We start from the raw sequence: 21,430 nt of genomic DNA, 5'->3' as shown, positions 1-21,430 counted from the left end.
TCCAACCCAGACCGGCCCTCCTTCCTGAATCGGGCCAGCCATTTGTAGGCAGTCCGGACGCTGATCCCCGCCGCCTGGGCCGCTGCCTGGACGGTCATTCCCAGGCACCGGACACGCCGGATCAATAACGCTCGACTTCGTGGACAGGTCTTTGCTGAACTGTGGAGGTTCATCCGGGTTGCCTCTGCGAAAGCCGCTGTGTGGTAACAACAGCTTCCCAGCTCAACCCGGATGAACAACCTCCTTGGCAGTTACAGCTAGCGGCGTTTGCCTTGCTGGGCGGAGGCCGATGGCCTAATCTGCTGCTTCCATGACCATGGGATGGACAGGATTCCAGAGCCTCCGCCGGGGCCGGGCCGGATGGCATGTCGCCACCGCCCTGTCGATGGGCCTCCTTGCCGCCCCCCTCCCGGCCCCGGGAGCCGCGCCGGCCCAGGTGCAGGGTCAGGTGCAGGGTCAGATGCAGGGTCAGGCGCAGGGCCACCGGATCTGGCGCGCGGAGGCGGGCCTGGCGCAGGACACGGCCACGGCGCTCCTGGAGGGCCGGGACGGATTCCTCTGGATCGGCACCGGCGACGGCCTCGTCCGCTTCGACGGGGCCAGCTTCGACCGCTTTTCGCGCGCCAAGGCCCCGGTCTTCTCCCACGATGACGTGCGTAGTCTGGCGGAGACGCCCGACGGGAGCCTCTGGATCGGCACCTCGCCCTCCGGCCTCTTCCGGCTGAAGGACGGCGCCTTCAGCGCCCTGGGGCCGGCGGAAGGCCTTCCCGACAGCCCCATCCTCCACCTCCACGCCGATGCCCGGGGCACCCTGTGGGCGGCTCCGGGCGAGGGCCCGCTCCTCCGGCGCGTGGGGGAGCGGTTCGAGCCCGTCCCCTGCGACGCCGCCCGGCTCCGGATCCAGGCCATGGCCTCTGACGGCGGGGACACGCTCTGGGTGGGCACGGCCGGTTCGGGGCTGTGGCGGGTCCGGGAGCACCGCCTGCAGCTGGTGACCCTCTCCTCCGTGGAGGACATCACGGCGCTGGAGGTGGATGCCGCCGGGACCCTCTGGGTGGGAACCCGGGCCCAGGGGCTCTTCACGCTCGAGGACGGCCGCCTGGTCCCCGCGGCCCCGGCCCTCCCCTCCGCCAAGCCCATCACTGCGCTTCGGGCGACCCGGCAGGGCGGCCTCTGGATCGGCACCGAGCAGGCGGGCCTCTTCCACCGGACCCGGGAGGGTCGGCTGGAGGCGGCTCCGGATGGGCCGAGGCTCCGGTGGACCGTGCGCTGCCTGCTGGAGGACCGGGCGGGCACCCTCTGGGTGGGCAGCGAGGACCGGGGCCTGCGCGCCACCTTCACCGTCCCCTTCCAGGCCGTGCCCGTCCGGGGGCCCGAGCCCGAGGAGGCGGGCCGGATGGTCTGCCAGGATGCCGCGGGCACCGTGTGGTGCCTCACCGGGGACCAGTCCCTGGGCCAGGTCCGGGAGGGCCGGGTCGAGCCCGTGGCCCTGAGTGGGGTCCCGGGTGGGCCCCTGGCCGCCCTGTGGCCCCGCCGCGCCGGTGGCCTCTGGCTGGGCACCCGCAGCGGGGGCCTGTTCATCCTGGAGCACGGGAGGGCCCAGGTCGTGGCCTGGAAGGGTGGGCCGCCACCGGAAGGCATCCTCTCCCTCTACGAGGATCCGGCGGGCAATCTGTGGATCGCCACCTTCCGCCAGGGGATGCTGAAGCTCCCACCCGGCGGGGAGGCCCAGGTCTTCCCCATGGCCCAGGGCGTCACCGCCATGGCCGGCGGCGGGCCCGAGCCCCTGTACCTGGCCAGCCCCTCCAGGGGAGTGGGGATCCTGGATCTCGAAGGCCTGCACTGGTTCGGCCCCGCCCAGGGCCTGGGGTCCGCCGGGGCCCAGGCCCTCCATCTGGACGCCTCCGGAGCGCTCTGGATCGGCACGGCCGATGGCCTGCGCCTGTTCCAGAACGGGACCTTCCGCCGGTTCACGGGCCCCGGGGGTCTGCTGGAGGCCAGCGTCCACGCCATCCTGGAGGACGCGGGCCACAACCTCTGGCTCTGCACGAGCCAGGGAGTGCTCCGGGCCCCCCAGTCCGCGCTGATGCAGGGCCTGCCCGCCGCCGGCCCCTCCCTGCTCGCCGTCTTCGATCAGGGAGATGGCCTTCCTGCCCGGGCGGCCCACGGGGGTCCCCAGCCCGCCGCCTGGCTCACGCGCGAAGGAGAGCTCTGGCTGTCCACGGGCCGGGGCATGGCCCGCGCGGACAGCCGCGCGCTGCCGCCCGGCCCGCCGCCGCTCCGCCTGCACCTGGTGAAGGTGCTGAGCGACGAGTCCCTCCAGCCGGTCCAGGGACCGCTCCGCCTCGCCCCGGGCGGCCACCGCCTGGAGATCCACTACACGGGCATCAGCCTTACGGGCGCCGGGAAGGTGCGGTTCCGCTACCGCATGGAAGGCGTCGATCCGGGCTGGAATGAGGTGGGGGACCGGCGCTTCGCCGTGTACTCGAACCTGCCCCCGGGGGCGCGCCGGTTCATCCTCCAGGCCTGGCGGCCCGGCGAGGCGGGACCGCCCCAGGAGGTGGCCCTGGACGTGGCGGTCCAGCCCTTCTTCCACCAGCGGCCCGTATTCTGGATCCTCTGCGCGGCGGCGGCGGGGCTCTTCGCCTGGTGGCTGCTGCGCCTCCGCCTGCAGCAGGTGGAGGCCCGCTCTGCCGTCCTGGACGAGCGGAACCGCATGGCCCGGGAGATCCACGACCACCTGGCCCAGGGCTTCACGGGCGTGCTGCTCCAGCTGGAGGCCGCCGAGGCCCGGCTGAGCCGCATGGAGGGTGATCCGGGGCCCGTGCTCACGCGCCTGGACCACGCCCGCGAGCTGGCCGCCGCCAGCCTGCAGGAGGCCCGCCGCTCGGTCATGGTCCTGAGCCCCCGCAAGCCCGAGGGCACCGATCTGCTGGGAGCCCTGCGCATCCTCTCCGACCGCCTTCTGGCGGGCACGGGGATCCGGGTCGAGCTGGAGCAGACCGGGGAGACGAAGCGCCTGGACTCCCGCCTGGAGGAGGAACTGCTCCGCATGGCCCAGGAGTCCCTCACCAACGCCCTCCGCCACGGCAAGGCCAAGTGGGTGAAGGTCACCGTGCAGTACCGGCGGGGCGAGGTGGGCCTCCGCATCGAGGACGACGGCCGGGGCTTCGATCCCGCCACCGGCGCCGCGGGTTACGGCCTGCGCAGCATCCGCGAGACCCTGGCCCGGCTCCGGGGCCGCATCGATATCGACAGTGGACCTGGCCAGGGCACCCGCATCACCATCAACCTGCCCCTCCGGAGGTGGCGTCCATGACCACGAACCCTTCCACCCCCATCCGCCTGCTCATCGTGGACGACCATCCGGTGGTCCGGGACGGCCTCGTCGCCATCCTCCACCAGGGCGAGCCCGACCTCGAAGTGGTCGGCGAGGCCGGCGACGGCAAGGAGGCGGTGACCACCTGGCGGTCCCTGCGCCCCACGGTCACCATCATGGACCTCCAGCTGCCAGGGCAGTCCGGGGTCGAGGCCATCGCCGCCATCCGGCGGGAGGATCCGGACGCCCGGATCCTGGTGCTCACCACCTTCGACGGCGACGCGGACATCCAGCGGGCCCTGGAGGCCGGGGCCCGGGGCTACCTGCTCAAGAGCATGCGGCGCGCCACCCTCATCGAGGCCGTCCGCGCCGTGGCCGCGGGCCAGCGCTACCTGCCGCCCGCCACCGCCGCGCGGCTGGTGGAGGCCATGGAGACCGAGCGCCTCACCGCCCGCGAGCTGGACGTGCTGAAGCTCCTGGCCCAGGGCCACCGGAACCGCGAGATCGCCGACGAGCTGGGCCTGGCGGAACCCACCGTGAAGATCCACGTGAACAACCTGCTGCGGAAGCTCCAGGTGAAGGACCGCACCGAGGCCGCCATGGTGGCCCTCAAGCGGGGCATCATCCACCTGGACCGCTGAGGTCTACTTCCGGAAGGTGAAGAACACCGCCCCCACCAGGCAGAGCCCTGCCCAGAGGTGGTTGAGGTGGAGCCGCTCCCGCATCCAGGCCACGGTGAACACCGCGAACACCATCAGCGTCACCACCTCCTGGATCACCTTCAGTTGGGGCAGGCTGAAGCGCCCGTAGCCCGCGCGGTTGGCGGGCACCATGAGGCAGTACTCGAAGAAGGCGATGCCCCAGCTGGCCAGGATCGCGATCCAGAGCGGGCTGTCGCGGTGGTGCTTCAGGTGCCCGTACCAGGCGAAGGTCATGAATACATTGCTGAGGACGAGCAGCAGGACCGTGCGCATGCCTCAACTTTCCAGGATGGTCTGGATCTTGGCCAGCAATTCCCGGGGGCCGTAGGGCTTCTGGATGAATCCCTTGAGCCCTTTGCCCATGAACCGGCCCATGGCCTCGACTTCGTTGTAGCCCGAGCTGAGGATGACGCGGATATCGGGCTGGAGCAGGCGCATCTCGCGGAAGGCCTCCTCCCCGCCCATGCGGGGCATGGTCATGTCCAGGAGGACCACCCCCAGGGCCGCCCCCTGGGCCCGGACGAGCTCCACGGCCTCCAGTCCGTCCTGGGCCTCCAGCACCTGGAATCCCCGCATCTCCAGGGCCTGCCGGGCCACGGCCCGCACGGTCTCGTCGTCATCCACCACGAGGACCAGGCCCCGCCCCGGATGGAGGGCCTCCTCCGGCGCGTCGGCCGCCCCCTCGGGGATCACGTTCAGGGCCGGCAGCAGCACCTTGAAGGTGGTCCCGTGGCCCGGCTCGGAGTAGACGCGCAGGGCCCCCTTGTGGCCGCGGACGATGCCCATGATCGCGGAGAGGCCCAGGCCGCGGCCGGTGAACTTGGTGGTGAAGAAGGGCTCGAAGATCCGGCTCATGGTGTCCGGATCCATGCCGCAGCCGGTGTCGGACACCTCCAGGAACACATAGGTTCCGGGCGCCACGTCCTGGCCCACCAGCATGGTGCGGATGGCGGCCTCGTCCACCCGCTGGGCCCCCGTGGCCAGCATGATGGTGCCGGAGGCCTCGCCGATGGCCTCGGCGGCGTTGATCACCAGGTTCATGATCACCTGCTGGATCTGGGAGGCGTCCGCGGACACCGCCGGCAGGCCCTGCTTCAGGCCGAGGTTGAGCACCACGGTCTTGGGGAGGCTCACCTCCAGGAGGTGGAGCATCTCCTCCACCTGGACGCTGAGATCCAGGTTCCGCACCTCGAACCGGCCGCGGCCCGAGTAGGCCAGCATCTGGCGGGTGAGGTCCGCCGCCCGCTGGCCCGCCTTCTGGATGGCTTCGAGGTTGCGCTTGGCCGGATGCAGCGGGTTGAGCTGGTCCAGGGCCAGTCCCGCATGACCCAGGACGCCCATGAGGAGGTTGTTGAAGTCGTGGGCGATGCCGCCCGCCAGCACGCCCAGGCTCTCCATCTTCTGCGCCTGGAACAGCTGCCGCTCCAGGGCCGCGCGCTCCGCCTCGGCCCGCTTCCGGTCCGTCAGGTCCCGGAGGACGGCATGGTAGACGCGCCGGGAGTCCAGGAGGTACTGGGTGATGGCCACCTCGCAGGGGACCTCGCGGCCATCGGCGTGGAGGAAGGTCCATTCGAACCGGTTGCGGAGCCCCGTCTTCACTTCCGACAGGAAGGCCTGGGCGGCCTCGAGGCTCGGCCGTCCCGTGGGCTGGGCGGCGGGGCTCAGCTGGATCGGCCCCAGGCCCAGGAGGGCCAGCCGCGGGTACCCGAGCAGGTCCACGGCCGCCTGGTTCACGTCCTCGATCCGGCCGTGGGACAGGAGGGCCGTGGCATCCGGAGACTGCTCGAAGAGCCGGCGGAACCGGGTCTCCTCCGCCTCCAGCGCCTTCCGGGCGAGGATGCGGTTCAGCACCAGGCCGGCCGTCTCCACCAGGCTCTGGAGGGCCTCGAACTGCTCCTCGGAGATCTCCGCGTGGCCCTGGTCCCCCAGGGTCGCCCCGCTGAGGGAGCCTGAGGTGGAGCCCTCGTGGGCCAGGGGGAGGCCCACCCAGGTGCGGAGGGGCCAGGGCCAGGGGGCCCGGCCCGGCCGGGGCGGAAGGTCCTCCCAGCGGCGGATGTGGACGGCCTTCTGGCGGAGGTGGATGCGTTCCAGGATCAGGTCCCCGTCTACGGGCTCAGGCTGGCGGATGGCCTCCGGCGAACCATAGGCCTCCAGTCCCGGGGTCCAGTGGGTGGTGCGGCAGGTGCGGGTGATGGGATCGAAGTGGTTGAACCACCACTCGCCGAGGGGAACGAGCCGGGCGGCCCACTGGAACAGCTGGGCCACCAGGACATCCTCGTCGGATGCCCCCGTGAGGTCGTGCACGGCCTGGGCCAGGTCCCGGAACAGGAGGGCCGTCTCGGCCAGGCGCGCCTCCACCTGGATGCGCTCCAGGACCAGGGCCGCGATCCGGGTCAGGCTCTGGAGGACGGCCCGCTGCGCCTCATCAGGGAGCAGGGGCGCCTCGCCCTGGAACGTGGCGGCAAGGACCCCTCCCGTGACCAACCCCTCGAAGGCCAGGGGGAGGCCCAGCAGGCTCTGGAGGCCGAGGGCCTCCGCCAGGTCCGGCGGCACCAGGGGCGAGGCGCGGACGTCCAGCGCCCAGCAGGGACGGCCCTGATCGCAGACCTCCCGTACGAACGCCGAGTCGAGAAGGGAGGGGCCGGACTCCGGGAGGACCCTTCCGAGGCGGGAATCCGCTGAGGGCAGGCCGACCACCGGCACCACCGCCCTCCGACCCTCCCGCGCCTCGATCCTGACCAGGGCCCAGTGGGCCGCGGGCTGCACCTCGGCGGCCCGGCCCAGGAGCACCCGCAGCACCTCTTCCCGGCTGCGGGCGAGACCCAGGGCGTAGATGCCCTCCGCCAGAAGGCGTCGCAGCTCCGCCGCGGTCTCGGCGGAGCTGCGATCGGTGGGCTGGGGCGAGGAAGCGTCCAAGGCTGATACCAGGCCATGTGGGGGTGGAGACCCATGGACTGTATCAGACCCGGGCCTCCCTACCGGGCGATTTCCACCGCCCGCAGCTCCCGCATGACCGTCACCTTGATCTGGCCGGGGTACTGCATCTCGGATTCGATGCGGCGGCTGACGTCCTTGGCGATCCAGTAGGCCTGGTCGTCGTTGACGGACCCGGCATCCACGAGGATGCGGATCTCGCGGCCCGCCTGCATGGCGTAGCTCTTCTGCACGCCCTTGTAGCTGCCGGCGATCTCCTCCAGCTTCTCGAGGCGCTTGACGTAGGTCTCCAGCATCTCGCGGCGGGCCCCGGGGCGGGCGGCGCTGAGGGCGTCGGCGGCGGTGATGAGCATGGCCTCCACCGTCCTAGGCTCGAAGTCCCCGTGGTGGCAGCTCATGGCGTGGATGACCTCCTCCTTCTCGCCGTAGCGCTGCATGAGCTGCATGCCGATCTCGATGTGGGTGCCCTCCACCTCGCGGTCGATGGCCTTGCCGATGTCGTGGAAGAGGCCGGCGCGCCGCGCCAGCTTGGCGTTGGCGCCCATCTCACCTGCCATGTACTCGGCGATGCGGGCCACCTCCTTGGTGTGCTCCAGGACGTTCTGGCCGTAGGAGGTGCGGTAGTTCAGGCGGCCCACCAGCTTGTGCAGCTTGGGGTGGACGTCGGGGAAGCCCAGCTCGATGCAGGCGGCCTCGCCAATCTCCTTGAGGTGCTGGTCCATGTCCACCTTCACCTTCTCCACCACCTCTTCGATGCGGGCGGGGTGGATGCGGCCGTCGGCCAGGAGCTTGAGGATGGCCTGGCGCGCGACTTCGCGCCGGATCGGATCGAAGCTCGACACCACGATGCTCTCAGGCGTGTCGTCCACGATGAGGTCGCAGCCCGTGGCCTTCTCCAGGGCCCGGATGTTGCGGCCCTCGCGGCCGATGATGCGGCCCTTGAGGTCGTCGCTGGGCAGCTGGACCGAGCTGACGGCCTGCTCGGCCACCACGTCCGAGGCCACGCGCTGGATGGCGGCGCCGATGGTCCAGCGGGCCTTCTTGGCGGCCTCCTCCTGGGCCTCGTCCTCGATGCGGCGCACCAGCTTGGCGGCGTCCATCTTGGCGGCGTACTCCAGCTGGGCGGTCAGCTCCTTCTTGGCGTCCTCGCGGGTGAGCCCGGCGATCTCCTCCAGGCGCTGGGCCTGGGCCTCCACCAGCTGCTTGGCCTCCGCCTGCTTGGCCTCCAGCTTCTCCAGCTCGGCCTTGCGCTTCTCGTTCAGCGCGTCGAGGTCCTTGGCCTTCTGATCCACCTGCTGGAGCTTCTTGTCGAGGCCCTCCTCCTTGGCCTGGAGGCTCTGCTCCTTCGACTGGAACCGCTGCTCCTGCTTCTCCAGGTTGGCCTGGCGCTCGGCCAGGAGCTTCTCCGCCTCCTGCCGGGCGTGGAGGGCCTGCTCCTTCGCCTTCAACTCGGATTCCTTGCGGAGGGCCTCGGCCTCCTGCTGGCCCCGGTCCTTCAGGCGCTGGGCCTCCCGCTGGGCCTCGTCCAGCAGCTTCTCGCGCTGGGCCTTGATGTCCGCCTCGGCGCGGGCCTGGGCCTGGGAGGCGTCCACCGTCGCCTTCTGGGCCCGCAATGCCATCAGGAGGCCGACGCCGGCCGCGGCGAAGAAGAGAAGAAGGAAGATCCAGCTGATCAGGTTCATGGGCGACTCCAGGGAATGGGATCCGAAGAGCCACCAGCACCAGATGTGAAAGAAGATCCCCGCTCAGTCGTGGAGGCTTGCCGAGTTCCCTAGCTGGTAGGGGGGAGTCCAGGATCCCTGGCTAAGGCGCGCCGACGCGCGGAACGCACAGGACAGGGGGAAGGTCTCCCAGGTCGACTTACGGAACAAGCGCTTGGCCATGATCACGGGCCTCGCAGGGAAATCAGTCTCCGTCCTCGCCGAGGAAGGGCACGGGGGCGGAAGGTTCGTCCGGAACATCGTTCAGCAACTTTGAAAGAGTCTGTTCCAGGTTCTGGGTGTGCTGGTTGGCTTCCTGTTCCAGGCGCGCCACACGGTGCGCCAAGTTCAGGGCGCCCAGGAGGTACCAGGACGGGGTGTCCAGGCCCTTCGGGACGTTCCCCCATCTTAGCTGGCATTGCGAGTCCATGTCGCGGAAGGTGTCTTCCAGGATGCGGACCGCCGCCGCCAGGGACTCGGGCCGGTCCGTCTGGACCTGGAGCTCCCGCCCCAGGACCGAGACCGTGGCGGCCCGGACCCCCGGCAGGGGCGGCTGGGGCTTCATCCCAGGGCCTCCAGGGCCTGCAGGATGCTGGCCACCTGGGCCTTCACCGCCTCGCGGTCCTTCTCCAGCGCGGTCTTTTCCGCCAGGGCCTCCTCCAGCCGGGCCCGGAGGGACTGGAGCTCCTGGTCCCCGGCCGCCCCGGCGGCCTTCAGCGCATCCAGCTCTTCCTTCAGCTGGTTGCGCTGCTGCACCAGGGCATGCATCTTCGTTTCGAGCTGTTTGAGCAGGTCCATGGATCCCTCTGGGGCGATTCTACGCCCGGAGTTTCGCGCCGAGGGCCTCGGCCGCGGCCAGGGCCGAGGCCATCCAGCCGTCCACCTCCGCGCCCACCAGGGTGCGGTCCGCCTGGAAGCGCAGGCGCATCAACCAGGCCTGCCGGCCTTCGGGCAGGCTCTTGTGGCGGAACACGTCCACGCAGCGCAGGTCCTGGAGGACCTCCGCCGGGAGGGCGGCCCGCATGGCCCCGGCGAGGGCCTCGTAGGACTGGCCCAGCCCCACGAGGAGGGACAGGTCCCGCTCCACCGAGGGGAAGCGGCTGAAGGGGCGGAAGGCGGGAATGATCCGCTCGCCGGCCTGGGGCAGGTCCGTCACGGGGATCTCGAAGCCGAAGAGGCCCTCGCCCAGGGTGCGGACCTGGGGCAGCGCAGCCAGGCCCAGATCCAGGGCAATGCCGCTGAGGTCGGCCTCCCGCACGGGGCGGGCGGGGCTCAGGTAGTCCTCGCCACCCAGGGTGCCGCCCCAGGCGAGGCCCAGGGTGAAGCGCTCCGCGGGCCCCTTGGTGCCGCTGGCGTAGGTGGGGGCCACCTCGAAGAGGCGCACTTCCCGGGCACCCTGGCGGAGGTTCTGCTCCGCCGCGGCCTTCAGGCTGGCCAGCAGGGTCCCCCGCAGGACCGAGTACTCCTGCCCCAGGGGATTGACCAGGGTGCGTCCCTGGGGGGCATTGTCCGGAGCGGCGAACGCCGCATCCGCCTCGGGGCTGATGAAGCCATAGGTGACAGTCTGGTGGAAGCCCAAGTGGGCCAGGCGCCGGGCCAGGGCCTGGCGGTGGCGGTAGTCCGGCGACAGCCGCTGGGGCGGCCCCTCCAGGGGAGGCAGCACCGAGGGGATCCGCTCGTAGCCCCGCAGGCGCAGGACCTCCTCCGCCAGATCCTCGGGGATGGCCAGGTCATGGCGCCAGGTCGGAGGCTGGACCGTCAGGGCGTCCGAACCGGCCGCCACGGTGCAGCCCAGGCGCCCCAGGGCCTCGGCGGCCTCGCCCAGGGTGAGCGGCTCGCCGGCCACGCGCGTGAGCAGGTCTCCGGTGAGGGTCACGCGGGCAGGGGCCGCGGGCCGGGAACCGGCGGTCCAGGCCCCCTCCAGGGTGGCGCCGGCCCAGCTGCGGAGACGGTCCACCAGCAGGTCCCGGGCCACGGCGGCCATGGCGGGATCGGCGCCCCGGCCGAAGCGGTGGGAGGCATCCGTGTGCAGGCTGTGGCGCCGGGCCGTGGCACGCACGGTCTTCGGGTCGAACCAGGCGCTTTCCAGCAGCACGCGCCGCGTGGCCTCCGTCACCTTGGTGCCGTCGCCGCCCATGACGCCCGCCAGGGCGATGGGACCGGCCTCGTCAGCGATGACGAGGTCCTGGGAAGCCAGGGTGCGGGTCACGCCGTCCAGCGTCACCAGCTTCTCCCCCGTCACGGCCCAGCGCACGGTGACGCCGCCCCGGATGCGGTCCGCGTCGAAGGCGTGGGTGGGGTGGCCGTAGCGGAGCAGCAGCTCGTTGGAGGCGTCCACGGCGGGCAGGCCCTTGGCGGAGGCCTCGAGGGCCCGCAGAAAGGCCTGCGCCCCGGCCGGCGTCCCGCCCGAGCCCAGGCTCAGCAGGGCCGTGGCATACAGCGGGCAGGCGGGGCTCTCCAGGCGCACAGGCACCCGGGGGGCACCCTCCGCCACGGGCGGCGGGGCCAGGGGCGCCAGGGGCTGGCCCAGCTTCGCCGCCACCTCGCGGGCCATGCCGCGGTGGGACATGGCGTCGCCGCGGTTGGCGGTGATGTCCACGTCCAGCACGTCGCCGCCCTCGCGGGAGGCCACGCCGTCGATGGGAAAGCCCAGGGAGGCCAGCAGCTCGCAGAGCTGGCGCGTGTCCAGGGCCGCGGCGGCGGGGATTTCAGCGGCGAGGGCCTTGCGTTCGATCCACATCAGTCGAGCCCTCCCATGGCCCCGAGGAAGCGCTGGTCGTTCTCGAAGAACAGCCGCAGGTCCGGCGTCTGGCTCAGCATCATGGCCATGCGCTCCACGCCCATGCCGAAGGCCCAGCCCGACCACTCCTCCGGATCGATGCCCGCATAGCGGAGCACATTGGGATGGAGGAGGCCCGCGCCCAGGATCTCCACCCAGCCCGAGCCCTTGCAGACGCGGCAACCCTTGGCGTCGCAGAGCGGGCAGCTCACGTCCACCTCGCAGCCCGGCTCCACGAAGGGGAAGTACGAGGGCCGCAGGCGGATCTCCGTGTGGGGGCCGAACAGCGCCCGCAGCGCGTATTCCAGGGTGCCCTTGAGATGCTGCATGCCGATGTCGTGACCCACGAGCATGCCCTCCACCTGGTGGAACATGGGGCTGTGGGTCGGATCGATCTCATCCTTGCGGTACACGCGTCCAGGGGCCAGGAAGCGGATGCCGCCCAGCTTCTCGAGGTCCGGCGCCACCCGCAGGAGCGTGCGCACCTGCACGGGGCTCGTGTGCGTGCGGAGCAGCAGCTCCGGGTGGGCGGCCAGGTAGAAGGTGTCCGAAGAGGCCTTCGCGGGGTGGTCCTCGGGGATGTTCAGGCCGTCGAAGTTGTGGGCCTCGGTCTCGACCTCCGGGCCCTCCTCCACGTGGAAGCCCAAGGGGCGGAAGACCTCCACCAGGCGGTCCATGAGGCGGTTCAGGGGATGCAGGGCGCCGCGGGCGGGCACGGGGGGAGGCAGAGCGGGATCCCAGCTCGAAGCCAGGGCGCCCAGCTGCTTCTTCGCGGCCTCCAGCTCCGCCTGGCGGACCTTCAGCCCCTCTTCCCAGCGCTGCTTGGCGCCGTTGATAGCCGCGCCCAGGTCGCGCTTCTGCTCCTTGGGCGCCACCTTCAGCAGGTCCATCATCCGCGCGGCGTGGCTGCCTTCGCGGCCCACGTAGGCCCCCTTCAGACGCAGGAGGGCGTCCAGGTCGGCGCAGGCGGCCAGGGCCCCCGGGAAGGCTCGGTCCGCCTCGAGAATCTCGGCTGGAAGCAGGTGGTCCATGGATCCCCCGGGGGAGGTGTCTCAAAACAAGGAAAGGCCGCTCGCGCGGCCTTCCGGGTGTCTGCGATCTGCTGCGTTCGCGATCAGCCCTTGGCCACGGCCACGAGCTTGGTAAACGCCTCGGGATTGCGCACGGCGAGATCCGCGAGGATCTTGCGGTCCAGGTCCACGGAGGCCTTCTTCAGGCCGCCCATGAACTTGGAGTAGCTGGTGCCGTTCTGCGTGCAGGCGGCGCTGATGCGCACCACCCAGAGGCGGCGGAAGTCGCGCTTCTTGACCTTGCGGTCGCGGTAGCCATAGCCGAGGGCCTTCTCGACGGCTTCCTTGGCGGAGCGGTACAGCCGCGACTTGGCGCCGTAGAAGCCCTTCGCGAACTTCATCATCCGCTTGCGACGCTGGGCCCGCTTGAAACCGCGCTTTACACGAGTCATGTGCTTTCCTTTCCTCGAGGCCGCTCAAAAGAGCATTGGGGAGCCTCATCGGGGGTGGCCACGGCCACCAGGTTGAACCTTCGAGCTTAGCGCCGAAGGCGGGAGGGGACAACCTGCACGCTGGCTGCGCCAGCGCTTATACGGGGTTCCCGCAGGGAATCCCGCGACCTATCAGGCGTAGGGCAGCATCGCGGCGACGGCCTTCTGGTCGGCCTTGGCCACCATCCCGCCCATGTCCAGCTGGCGCTTCCGCTTGGCGGTCTTCTTGGTCAGGATGTGGCGCTGGTGCGAGCAGCCGCGCTTGAACTTGCCGCCGGCGGTCTTCTTGAAACGCTTCTGGGCGCCCTTGTGGCTCTTGATCTTGTAGCTCATGGCTTCCTCACTGGATCTTGGCTTCGGTTTCAGGGGTCTCCGGCTGGGCCGGCTTGGGCTTCTTGGGGGCCTTGGGCACTTCGATGATCCGGGGGGCCAGGATGGCGTGCATGTCGCGCCCATCAATGCCGGCGCCCTTCTCGACGATGGCCTTGTCGCCGACCCGGCGGATGACTTCCTCGATGATCCGGTAGCCGATGTCGCGATGGACGACTTCACGTCCGCGGAACATGACCACCACCTTGACTTTGTCCTCTTCCTCCAGGAACCGCAGGATGTGCTTCATCTTGAATTCGAAGTCGTGGTCGTCGGTCTTGGGGCGGAACTTCACTTCCTTGACCACGATGTTCTTCTGCTTGGCCCGGGCCGCGTGTTCCCGCTTCGCCTCCATGAACTTGTACTTGCCGTAGTCCATGATCCTGCAGACGGGCGGATTGGCGTTCCCGGACACTTCCACCAGATCGAGGCCGCGCTCTTCCGCGATCCGGATGGCCTGGTGGGGTGGCATCACGCCGAGCTGTTCGCCATCTTCGGAGATGACGCGGACCTCAGGGGCCCGGATGCCGTCGTTGATGCGGGTCTCGTTCGGACGAATGGTTCCTCCCCTAGTTGCACAAGGACAAAAAGTCTACCACTTGGATGGATTCACGCCAAGCAAGGAAAACAGCCTCAACGCTGCCGCTCCCGCACCTCGGCAGTGAGGGCCGACAGGAAGGCGTCCAGGGGCTGCACGCCCAGATCGCCCCGGTGGCGGTGCCGTACGGACACGGTGCCCGCCTCGGCCTCGCGGTCTCCGATCACCAGCATGTAGGGCACCTTGGCCAGCTGGGCCTCGCGGATCTTGGCCTTCAGGCTCTCGTTGCGGAGGTCCAGCTCGGCGCGGAGCCCGAGGGCCTTGGCCTGGGCCGCGGCCTCGGTGGAGAAGGCGTGGGCCCGGTCGGTGATGGGGAGGATGGCCACTTGCACGGGCGCCAGCCAGGCGGGGAAGGCCCCGGCGGTGTGCTCCACCAGGATGCCCATGAAGCGCTCCAGGCTGCCCAGGATGGCCCGGTGCAGCATGACGGGGCGCCCTTCGCTGCCGTCCGCCTTCGTGTAGTTCAGGTCGAAGCGCTCCGGCAGCATGTAGTCCACCTGGAGGGTGCCCAGCTGCCAGGGCCGCTTGAGGGCGTCCAGGATCTGGAACTCGATCTTGGGGCCGTAGAAGGCGCCCTCGCCAGGGTTCAGGGTGTAGGGCATGCCCGCCTCGTCCAGGGCCTCGCCCAGCGCCTTCTCCGCCGCATCCCAGATTTCGTCGGAGCCCAGGCGCTTCTCAGGCCGGGTGCTGAGGGCCACGCGCATGCCCTCAAAGCCGAAGGTGTCGTAGACCTCCTTCAACAGGGCCAGGAAGGCGGCCATCTCGGTCTTGATCTGTTCCGGAGTGCAGTAGATGTGGGCGTCGTCCTGGCAGAAGGTACGCACGCGGGTGAGGCCGTGGGTCACGCCACTGCGCTCGTAGCGGTGCAGGCGGCCGAAGTCCGCGTAGCGGATGGGCAGGTCCCGGTAGCTGTGCTTCTGGGCGCCGAACATGATGCAGTGGCCCGGACAGTTCATGGGCTTCAGCGCGTACTCCCGCTCCTCGGCGGTGGTGAAGTACATGTTCTCGGCGTAGTTCTCGTAATGGCCGCTGGTCTTCCAGAGGGCCACGTCCAGCACCTGCGGGGTGATCACCTCGTCGTAGCCGTACTTGAAGTACAGCTCCCGGATGTAGGTCACCAGCTCGTTGTAGACGTGGGCGCCCTTGGGATGGAAGAAGGGCGAGGCCGGAGCCTCCGGATGGAACGAGTAGAGACCCAGTTCCCGGCCCAGCTTGCGGTGGTCCCGGGCCTTGGCCTCCTCCAGCCGCTTCAAATGCTCGTCCAGCTCCTTCTGGGTGTGGAAGGCGGTGCCGTAGATGCGGCTGAGCATCGGGTTCTTCTCGTCACCCTTCCAGTAGGCGCCCGCGATGCTGAGGAGCTTGAAGGCCTTCAGCTTGGAGGTGTTGGGCACGTGGGGCCCGCGGCAGAGGTCGTAGAAGTCGCCCTGCTTGTAGCCGCTGATGATGTCGCCGGAGGGGATGCCCGAGACGATCTCCACCTTGAGGGGTTCACCCATGGCCTCGAACCGGGCCACGGCGGCATCCCGCTCCAGGTCCTGCCGCTCCACCTCGACGCCCTCGGCCACGATCTTCCGCATCTCCGCCTCGATGACCGGCAGGTCCTCGGGGGTGAAGGGCTTCTCCACCCAGAAGTCGTAGTAGAAGCCGTCCTCGATGACGGGCCCGATGCCGACCTTGGCCTTGGGATAGAGGCGCTTCACCGCGTGGGCCAGCAGGTGCGCCGTGGAGTGCCGGATGAGCTCCAGGCTCTCGGGGCTCTTGCTGGTGACGATCTCGACCTTGACCCCATCGGCCAGGGGGGACTTCAGGTCCGCCAGGCGGCCGTCCACCTTGATGGCCAGGGCCGCGTCCAGCAGGCGGGCCCCGATGCCGGCGGCCAGCTCGGTCCCGGTGGCCCCCTCGGGCAGCTGCCGGAGGGAGTCGTCAGGAAGGCGGACCTCGATGGACATGGATTCCTCGAAATAGGAGACGAATTTTATCAGTAAAACGGCTCCGGGCCATCAGTTGTGATGGCCCGGAGGGGATTTAACGTCGCAGCGACCTACTTTTCCACTCCTGTGAGGAGCAGTATCATCGGCCCTCCAGGTCTTAACGGCCGTGTTCGGGATGGGAACGGGTGTGACCCCTGGGGAAAAGCCGCGACGAAGGGTAGAAGGGTTGAGAAGGGTAAGGCGAAGCTCTGTCGAGCGTTCGTGGGTGATGCAATTCATTGATGAAAGGTCAAGTCTGTGGACCGATTAGTATCGCTCAGCTGAAGCCGTCACCGGCCTTGCACATGCGACCTATCAACGTGGTGGTCTACCACGGGTCTCATAGGGAGATCTCATCTTGAGGGGTGTTTCGCGCTTAGATGCTTTCAGCGCTTCTCACTTCCCGACATAGCTACCCAGCATTGCACCTGGAGGCACAACTGGAACACCAGAGGTCAGTCCATCCCGGTCCTCTCGTACTAAGGACAGGTCCTCTCAAATCTCCTGCGCCCACACTAGATAGGGACCGAACTGTCTCGCGACGTTCTGAACCCAACTCACGTACCACTATTGATCGGCGAACAGCCGAACCCTTGGGACCTGCTTCAGCCCCAGGATGTGATGAGTCGACATCGAGGTGCCAAACCTTGCCGTCGATATGAACTCTTGGGCAAGATCAGCCTGTTATCCCCGGCGTACCTTTTATCCGTTGAGCGATGGCCCTTCCATTCGGGACCACCGGATCACTATAACCTGCTTTCGCACCTGCTCGTCGTGTCTGACTCGCAGTCAAGCTCCCTTATACTATTGCGCTCTGCGGCTGATTTCCAAACAGCCTGAGGGAACCTTCGTACGCCTCCGTTACGCTTTAGGAGGCGACCGCCCCAGTCAAACTACCCGCCTGACATTGTCTTCCACCCGGATCACGGGTGCGAGTTAGAGATCAGCGTTAAACAGGGTGGTATCTCAACGTCGGCTCCACCGACCCTAACGAGCCAGTTTCATAGCCTCCCACCTATCCTGCACAGTCCAACGCCAACCTCAATGTCAAGGTGTAGTAAAGGTGCACGGGGTCTTTCCGTCTAAGTGCGGGTAACCGGCATCTTCACCGGTGCTACAAGTTCGCTGAGTCTCTGCTGGAGACAGTTCCCAGATCGTTACACCATTCGTGCAGGTCGGAACTTACCCGACAAGGAATTTCGCTACCTTAGGACCGTTATAGTTACGGCCGCCGTTCACCGGGGCTTAAATTCGCAGCTTCGCTTGCGCTGACCGCTCCTCTTGACCTTCCGGCACCGGGCAGGTGTCAGCCCCTATACCTCCTCTTTGGAGTTTGCAGAGACCTGTGTTTTTGTTAAACAGTCGCCTGGGACATTTATGTGCCACCACCTCGGGCTATGAACCCTACCGTGGTACCCCTTCTCCCGAAGTTACGGGGTTAATTTGCCGAGTTCCTTCAGCAGAGTTCTCTCAAACGCCTGAGGATTCTCTCCTCGACTACCTGTGTCGGTTTGCGGTACGGACACAAGCACCTCTCCTTAGCAGCTTTTCTCGGCAGTGTAGGATCAGGACTTTTCGTCAGATACCTTGGGCTCGCGGCGCCCGGACTTCCCTAAGCGCCACCCTTGATACCTTTCGCAGGACATTCCATAGCCCTGCGTCCCTACCTTCCTGCGTCCCTGCATCGTGCAAACGAGATGCTCATGGTGCTGGAATATTAACCAGCCTTCCATCGCCTACGCCTTTCGGCCTCAGCTTAGGGTCCGACTAACCCAACGCGGATTGACCTTGCGTTGGAAACCTTAGTCTTACGGCGGACGGGGTTCTCGCCCGTCTTTACGCTACTTATGCCGACAGAGTCTCTTCCCATGTCTCCAGCTGTCCTTACGGTCAACCTTCACAGACGTAGGGAATGCTCCCCTACCACTTACGTTCGCAGCTTCGGTAACATGCTTTAGCCCCGTTGAATTGTCGGCACAGACCCGCTTGACCAGTGAGCTATTACGCTTTCTTTAAAGGATAGCTGCTTCTAAGCTAACCTCCTGGCTGTCTAAGCACATCCACATCCTTTTCCACTTAGCATGTATTTTGGGACCTTAGCTGGCGATCTGGGTTCTTTCCCTCTCGACTACGGATCTTATCACCCGCAGTCTGACTGCCGGACTTCACGGCGTGCCATTCGAAGATTGGTTGGATTCAGTAAGCTGGTAAGCCCCCTAGTCCATTCAGGTCTCTACCTGCACGACGAAACATCCGACGCTAGCCCTAAAGCTATTTCGGGGAGAACGAGCTATCACGGAATTTGATTGGCCTTTCACCCCTATCCTCAACTCATCCAAGCGGTTTTCAACCCACACTGGTTCGGACCTCCATCCGGTGTCACCCGGACTTCATCCTGGTCAAGGATAGATCATCCCGTTTCGCGTCTATTTCCAGCGACTTCCGCCCTATTCAGACTCGGTTTCCCTGCGGCTTCGCCTCCTCGGCTTCGCCTCGCCACTGAAAATAACTAGCCGGCTCATTATGCAAAAGGCACGCGGTTCCACTGGTAAACCATAGTGGTTCCACTGCTTGTAGATTGACGGTTTCAGGTTCTATTTCACTCCCCTCATCGGGGTTCTTTTCGCCTTTCCCTCACGGTACTGGTTCACTATCGGTCAGATGAACATATTTAGCCTTACCGCATGGTCGCGGCAAATTCTGTCAAGGTTTCTCGTGCCCCGACATACTTGGGAACTCCACTCAGAGTCCGATCGGCTTTCGCGTAAGGGGCTATCACCCTGTCTCGCCGGCCTTTCCATGCCGTTCCGCTAACCGTCGGTTTTGTAACTCTGTGCCAGAGGGCAGCTCTGGCCTGCGGGTCCCACGACCCCCCCTACGCAACGCCTGCCGCTTACACGTAGGAGGTTTGGGCTCCTCCGGTTTCGCTCGCCGCTACTACCGGAATCACTGTTGTTTTCTGTTCCTGTGGGTACTGAGATGGTTCACTTCCCCACGTTCGCCTCTCCAAGCCTATGAATTCAGCTAAGAGATTCCTGAGCTTTCACCCAGGAGGGTTTCCCCATTCGGACATTCCCGGATCACCGTTCGCGTGCAACTCCCCGAGACTTTTCGCAGCTTACCACGTCCTTCATCGCTGTCATCTGCCAAGGCATCCACCGTCAACCCTTTGTAACTTGGCCTTCCATCAATGAATTACATTGACTTCAGACCCACGAGAGTTGTTGATTCGCTAAACTTGCCTCGCCTTAAGCCCACAGCGTCACTTCAACGCCATGGATCACCCTTCTCTATTCCTTCTATTTGATTGTCAATCAGCCCCGTCTTTCGACCCGCCCCTCGAGGCGGCTTTGAGCTGGATTCAAATCCCGCAGGATCTCAACTCAACTCAAATTGGTGGGCCTAGGTGGATTCGAACCACCGACCTCACGCTTATCAGGCGTGCGCTCTAACCAGACTGAGCTATAGGCCCCAGTTGCATGCACCACCAGGCGCTGGTGGACCCGACCGGGATCGAACCGACGACCTCCTGGATGCAAACCAGGCGCTCTCCCAGCTGAGCTACGGGCCCGCGAATCCGATGTGGGTCACGAGACACAGCGCGGTGCGCTGTGGCGAGTGGGGCCCCACACGGATGAGCATAACGCCCACAGAACCAACGATGACCACCCGTTGCCAGGCCCTCATCGCAGCACGCTCGTCAAAGACTTGCTCGAGCGTCTTTAAAAACCGGATAGAAATTCGATCGGAAGCGTTGACCTATGCCATTCCGTAGAACGGCTCTCCTTAGAAAGGAGGTGATCCAGCCACAGGTTCTCCTACAGCTACCTTGTTACGACTTCACCCCAATCACCAAGTTCACCATTGAGACCTAGCCCCCTTGCGGGTTACCACAGCCTCTTCAAGTGCTCCCGGCTTTCGTGATGTGACGGGCGGTGTGTACAAGGCCCGGGAACGTATTCACCGTATCATTCTGATACACGATTACTAGCGATTCCACCTTCATGTAGTCGGGTTGCAGACTACAATCCGAACTGAGGACGACTTTCTCCGATTAGCTCCATCTCGCGACTTTGCAACGGTTTGTATCGCCCATTGTAGCACGTGTGTAGCCCTGGACATAAGGGCCATGAGGACTTGACATCATCCCCACCTTCCTCCCGGTTAACCCGGGCAGTCCCCGTAGAGTTCCCGCCATGACGCGCTGGCAACTACGGGTAAGGGTTGCGCTCGTTGCGGGACTTAACCCAACATCTCACGACACGAGCTGACGACAGCCATGCAGCACCTCTGCAGCAGTTCTTGCGAAAAGGCACATCTCTGCACCGGTCCACTGCAGTTCAAGCCCAGGTAAGGTTCTTCGCGTTGCGTCGAATTAAACCACATGCTCCACCGCTTGTGCGGGCCCCCGTCAATTCCTTTGAGTTTCAGCCTTGCGACCGTACTCCCCAGGCGGAACACTTAACGCGTTAGCTCCGGCACGGAAGGGGTCAACTCCCTCCACACCAAGTGTTCATCGTTTACAGCGTGGACTACCAGGGTATCTAATCCTGTTTGCTACCCACACTTTCGCGCCTCAGCGTCAGTTACTGTCCAGGTGGCCGCCTTCGCCACTGGTGTTCCTCCTCATCTCTACGCATTTCACCGCTACACGAGGAATTCCACCACCCTCTCCAGTACTCTAGCCTTCCAGTCTCAGATGCAGTTCCCAAGTTGAGCTCGGGGATTACACATCTGACTTAAAAAACCGCCTACGCGCCCTTTACGCCCAATAATTCCGAATAACGCTTGCCCCCTCTGTATTACCGCGGCTGCTGGCACAGAGTTAGCCGGGGCTTCCTCTCCAGGTACCGTCAAGTAACACGATTATTAGTCGTGCCACCTTCGTCCCTGACGACAGGGTTTTACAGTCCGAAGACCTTCATCACCCACGCGGCGTTGCTGCGTCAGACTCTCGTCCATTGCGCAAAATTCCCCACTGCTGCCTCCCGTAGGAGTCTGGACCGTGTCTCAGTTCCAGTGTGGCCGATCACCCTCTCAGGCCGGCTACTGATCGTCGCCTTGGTGGGCCATTACCCCGCCAACTAGCTAATCAGACGCAGGATCCTCTCCTTGCCCCAGGCCTTGCGGTCCCCAGGTTTCACCTCCAGCATCCCAGCCGAAGGTCTCATGCGGTATTACCACTCCTTTCGGAGCGTTATTCCCCACAAAGAGGTAGATTCCCCACGCGTTACTCACCCGTCTGCCATGCACCTTGCGGCACATCCGACTTGCATGTGTTAGGCACGCCGCCAGCGTTCATTCTGAGCCAGGATCAAACTCTCAAGTTTAATATTCCTGAACTCTTCACCCTCGGGTTCCCCCTCGGGCCAATGTTCTGGTCGTATTTCTCTGAATTCCACGATCCGTCCTAGAACGTCCCGCGGAACCCTCAAAGGCTTCCTATCTTCTATCCGGTTTTCAAAGACGCCCACCGCGCTTCCGCACGGCCTGAAGTTGCCTCGCGAGTTCCCTCGCCGCCCCTTCCAGCACCTCGCAGCCTCAACTGCGCAGGACGTT

General features: G+C 66.3%; 14 protein-coding genes, 2 tRNA genes and 3 rRNA genes. 2 read left to right on the top strand and 17 right to left on the bottom strand.

The features are described 5' to 3' along the window. The coding region (locus G398_RS20420) for a leucine zipper domain-containing protein (protein ID WP_157492299.1) at positions 1-173 on the bottom strand (173 nt) is incomplete at its 3' end. A gap of 137 nt (positions 174-310) precedes the next feature. On the opposite strand from G398_RS20420, the gene G398_RS21975 reads away from it, so the two are divergent. Beyond that, a complete protein-coding gene (locus G398_RS21975; RefSeq protein WP_026853521.1) occupies positions 311-3,319 on the top strand; it encodes a sensor histidine kinase in 3,009 nt (1,002 codons plus the stop codon). Next, positions 3,316-3,960, top strand: coding sequence for a response regulator (locus G398_RS0110175; RefSeq protein WP_026853520.1), 645 nt, complete (start codon positions 3,316-3,318; stop codon positions 3,958-3,960). Before G398_RS21975 ends, G398_RS0110175 begins: the two co-directional genes overlap by 4 nt. Before the next feature lie 3 nt (positions 3,961-3,963). On the opposite strand, the gene G398_RS0110170 is transcribed toward G398_RS0110175, so the two are convergent. The 16 genes from G398_RS0110170 to G398_RS0110095 form a co-directional block, all read right to left on the bottom strand. Continuing rightward, positions 3,964-4,293, bottom strand: a complete 330-nt coding sequence (locus G398_RS0110170; RefSeq protein ID WP_026853519.1) for a DMT family protein — start codon at positions 4,291-4,293, stop codon at positions 3,964-3,966. Positions 4,294-4,296: 3 nt separating this feature from the next. Then, positions 4,297-6,936, bottom strand: coding sequence for a hybrid sensor histidine kinase/response regulator (locus G398_RS19715; protein ID WP_052571803.1), 2,640 nt, complete (start codon positions 6,934-6,936; stop codon positions 4,297-4,299). Positions 6,937-6,995: 59 nt separating this feature from the next. Then, a complete protein-coding gene (rny, locus tag G398_RS0110160; protein WP_026853518.1) occupies positions 6,996-8,636 on the bottom strand; it encodes a ribonuclease Y in 1,641 nt (546 codons plus the stop codon). 223 nt (positions 8,637-8,859) lie between these two features. Further along, positions 8,860-9,219: a cell division protein ZapA gene (locus G398_RS0110155; RefSeq protein WP_026853517.1), complete on the bottom strand. Its 360-nt coding sequence runs from the start codon at positions 9,217-9,219 to the stop codon at positions 8,860-8,862. Further along, positions 9,216-9,452 carry a cell division protein ZapB gene (zapB, locus tag G398_RS0110150; protein WP_026853516.1) on the bottom strand — a complete coding sequence of 79 codons (237 nt, stop codon included), beginning with the start codon at positions 9,450-9,452 and terminating at the stop codon, positions 9,216-9,218. Before zapB ends, G398_RS0110155 begins: the two co-directional genes overlap by 4 nt. Positions 9,453-9,471: 19 nt before the next feature. Then, positions 9,472-11,394: a phenylalanine--tRNA ligase subunit beta gene (locus tag G398_RS0110145; protein WP_026853515.1), complete on the bottom strand. Its 1,923-nt coding sequence runs from the start codon at positions 11,392-11,394 to the stop codon at positions 9,472-9,474. Beyond that, positions 11,394-12,464 carry a phenylalanine--tRNA ligase subunit alpha gene (gene pheS / locus G398_RS0110140; protein ID WP_026853514.1) on the bottom strand — a complete coding sequence of 357 codons (1,071 nt, stop codon included), beginning with the start codon at positions 12,462-12,464 and terminating at the stop codon, positions 11,394-11,396. The genes G398_RS0110145 and pheS overlap by 1 nt, the downstream gene beginning before the upstream one ends. 83 nt (positions 12,465-12,547) lie before the next feature. Further along, the gene (rplT, locus tag G398_RS0110135) at positions 12,548-12,895 is read right to left on the bottom strand and encodes a 50S ribosomal protein L20 (RefSeq protein WP_026853513.1); all 348 of its coding nucleotides are present in this window, start codon (positions 12,893-12,895) and stop codon (positions 12,548-12,550) included. Between the two features lie 171 nt (positions 12,896-13,066). Continuing rightward, positions 13,067-13,267, bottom strand: coding sequence for a 50S ribosomal protein L35 (gene rpmI / locus G398_RS0110130; RefSeq protein WP_026853512.1), 201 nt, complete (start codon positions 13,265-13,267; stop codon positions 13,067-13,069). A gap of 7 nt (positions 13,268-13,274) precedes the next feature. After that, complete coding sequence (gene infC / locus G398_RS17655) at positions 13,275-13,841, bottom strand: translation initiation factor IF-3 (protein ID WP_084512445.1); 567 nt, start codon at positions 13,839-13,841, stop codon at positions 13,275-13,277. Between the two features lie 95 nt (positions 13,842-13,936). After that, on the bottom strand, positions 13,937-15,850 hold the full coding sequence (gene thrS, locus G398_RS0110120; RefSeq protein WP_026853511.1) for a threonine--tRNA ligase: 1,914 nt from the start codon (positions 15,848-15,850) through the stop codon (positions 13,937-13,939). 79 nt (positions 15,851-15,929) lie between these two features. Continuing rightward, positions 15,930-16,045 (bottom strand): 5S ribosomal RNA (gene rrf / locus G398_RS0110115). 72 nt (positions 16,046-16,117) lie between these two features. Then, positions 16,118-19,053: ribosomal RNA gene (locus G398_RS0110110) — 23S ribosomal RNA — on the bottom strand. A 212-nt stretch (positions 19,054-19,265) separates the two neighbouring features. Continuing rightward, positions 19,266-19,343: transfer RNA gene (locus G398_RS0110105), tRNA-Ile, on the bottom strand. Between the two features lie 23 nt (positions 19,344-19,366). Next, positions 19,367-19,442, bottom strand: a tRNA-Ala gene (locus tag G398_RS0110100). A gap of 219 nt (positions 19,443-19,661) precedes the next feature. Further along, a 16S ribosomal RNA gene (locus G398_RS0110095) occupies positions 19,662-21,201 on the bottom strand. The 16S, 23S and 5S rRNA genes sit together here with 2 tRNA genes alongside, the layout of an rRNA operon. Positions 21,202-21,430: the final 229 nt, after the last annotated feature.

The organism is Geothrix fermentans DSM 14018 (genome assembly GCF_000428885.1).
Classification (GTDB): domain Bacteria; phylum Acidobacteriota; class Holophagae; order Holophagales; family Holophagaceae; genus Geothrix; species Geothrix fermentans.
Note: the sequence above shows the minus strand (reverse complement) of the source record. Positions and strands in the feature narration are given on the sequence as shown.

Excerpts from the sequence above, each read along its gene's own strand:
- G398_RS21975 (WP_026853521.1), top strand. The coding sequence starts at position 311 with ATGACCATGGGATGGACAGGATTCCAGAGCCTCCGCCGGGGCCGGGCC.
- G398_RS0110175 (WP_026853520.1), top strand. The coding sequence starts at position 3,316 with ATGACCACGAACCCTTCCACCCCCATCCGCCTGCTCATCGTGGACGAC.
- G398_RS0110170 (WP_026853519.1), bottom strand. The coding sequence starts at position 4,293 with ATGCGCACGGTCCTGCTGCTCGTCCTCAGCAATGTATTCATGACCTTC.
- rny (WP_026853518.1), bottom strand. The coding sequence starts at position 8,636 with ATGAACCTGATCAGCTGGATCTTCCTTCTTCTCTTCTTCGCCGCGGCC.
- G398_RS0110155 (WP_026853517.1), bottom strand. The coding sequence starts at position 9,219 with ATGAAGCCCCAGCCGCCCCTGCCGGGGGTCCGGGCCGCCACGGTCTCG.
- zapB (WP_026853516.1), bottom strand. The coding sequence starts at position 9,452 with ATGGACCTGCTCAAACAGCTCGAAACGAAGATGCATGCCCTGGTGCAG.
- G398_RS0110145 (WP_026853515.1), bottom strand. The coding sequence starts at position 11,394 with ATGTGGATCGAACGCAAGGCCCTCGCCGCTGAAATCCCCGCCGCCGCG.
- pheS (WP_026853514.1), bottom strand. The coding sequence starts at position 12,464 with ATGGACCACCTGCTTCCAGCCGAGATTCTCGAGGCGGACCGAGCCTTC.
- rplT (WP_026853513.1), bottom strand. The coding sequence starts at position 12,895 with ATGACTCGTGTAAAGCGCGGTTTCAAGCGGGCCCAGCGTCGCAAGCGG.
- rpmI (WP_026853512.1), bottom strand. The coding sequence starts at position 13,267 with ATGAGCTACAAGATCAAGAGCCACAAGGGCGCCCAGAAGCGTTTCAAG.
- thrS (WP_026853511.1), bottom strand. The coding sequence starts at position 15,850 with ATGTCCATCGAGGTCCGCCTTCCTGACGACTCCCTCCGGCAGCTGCCC.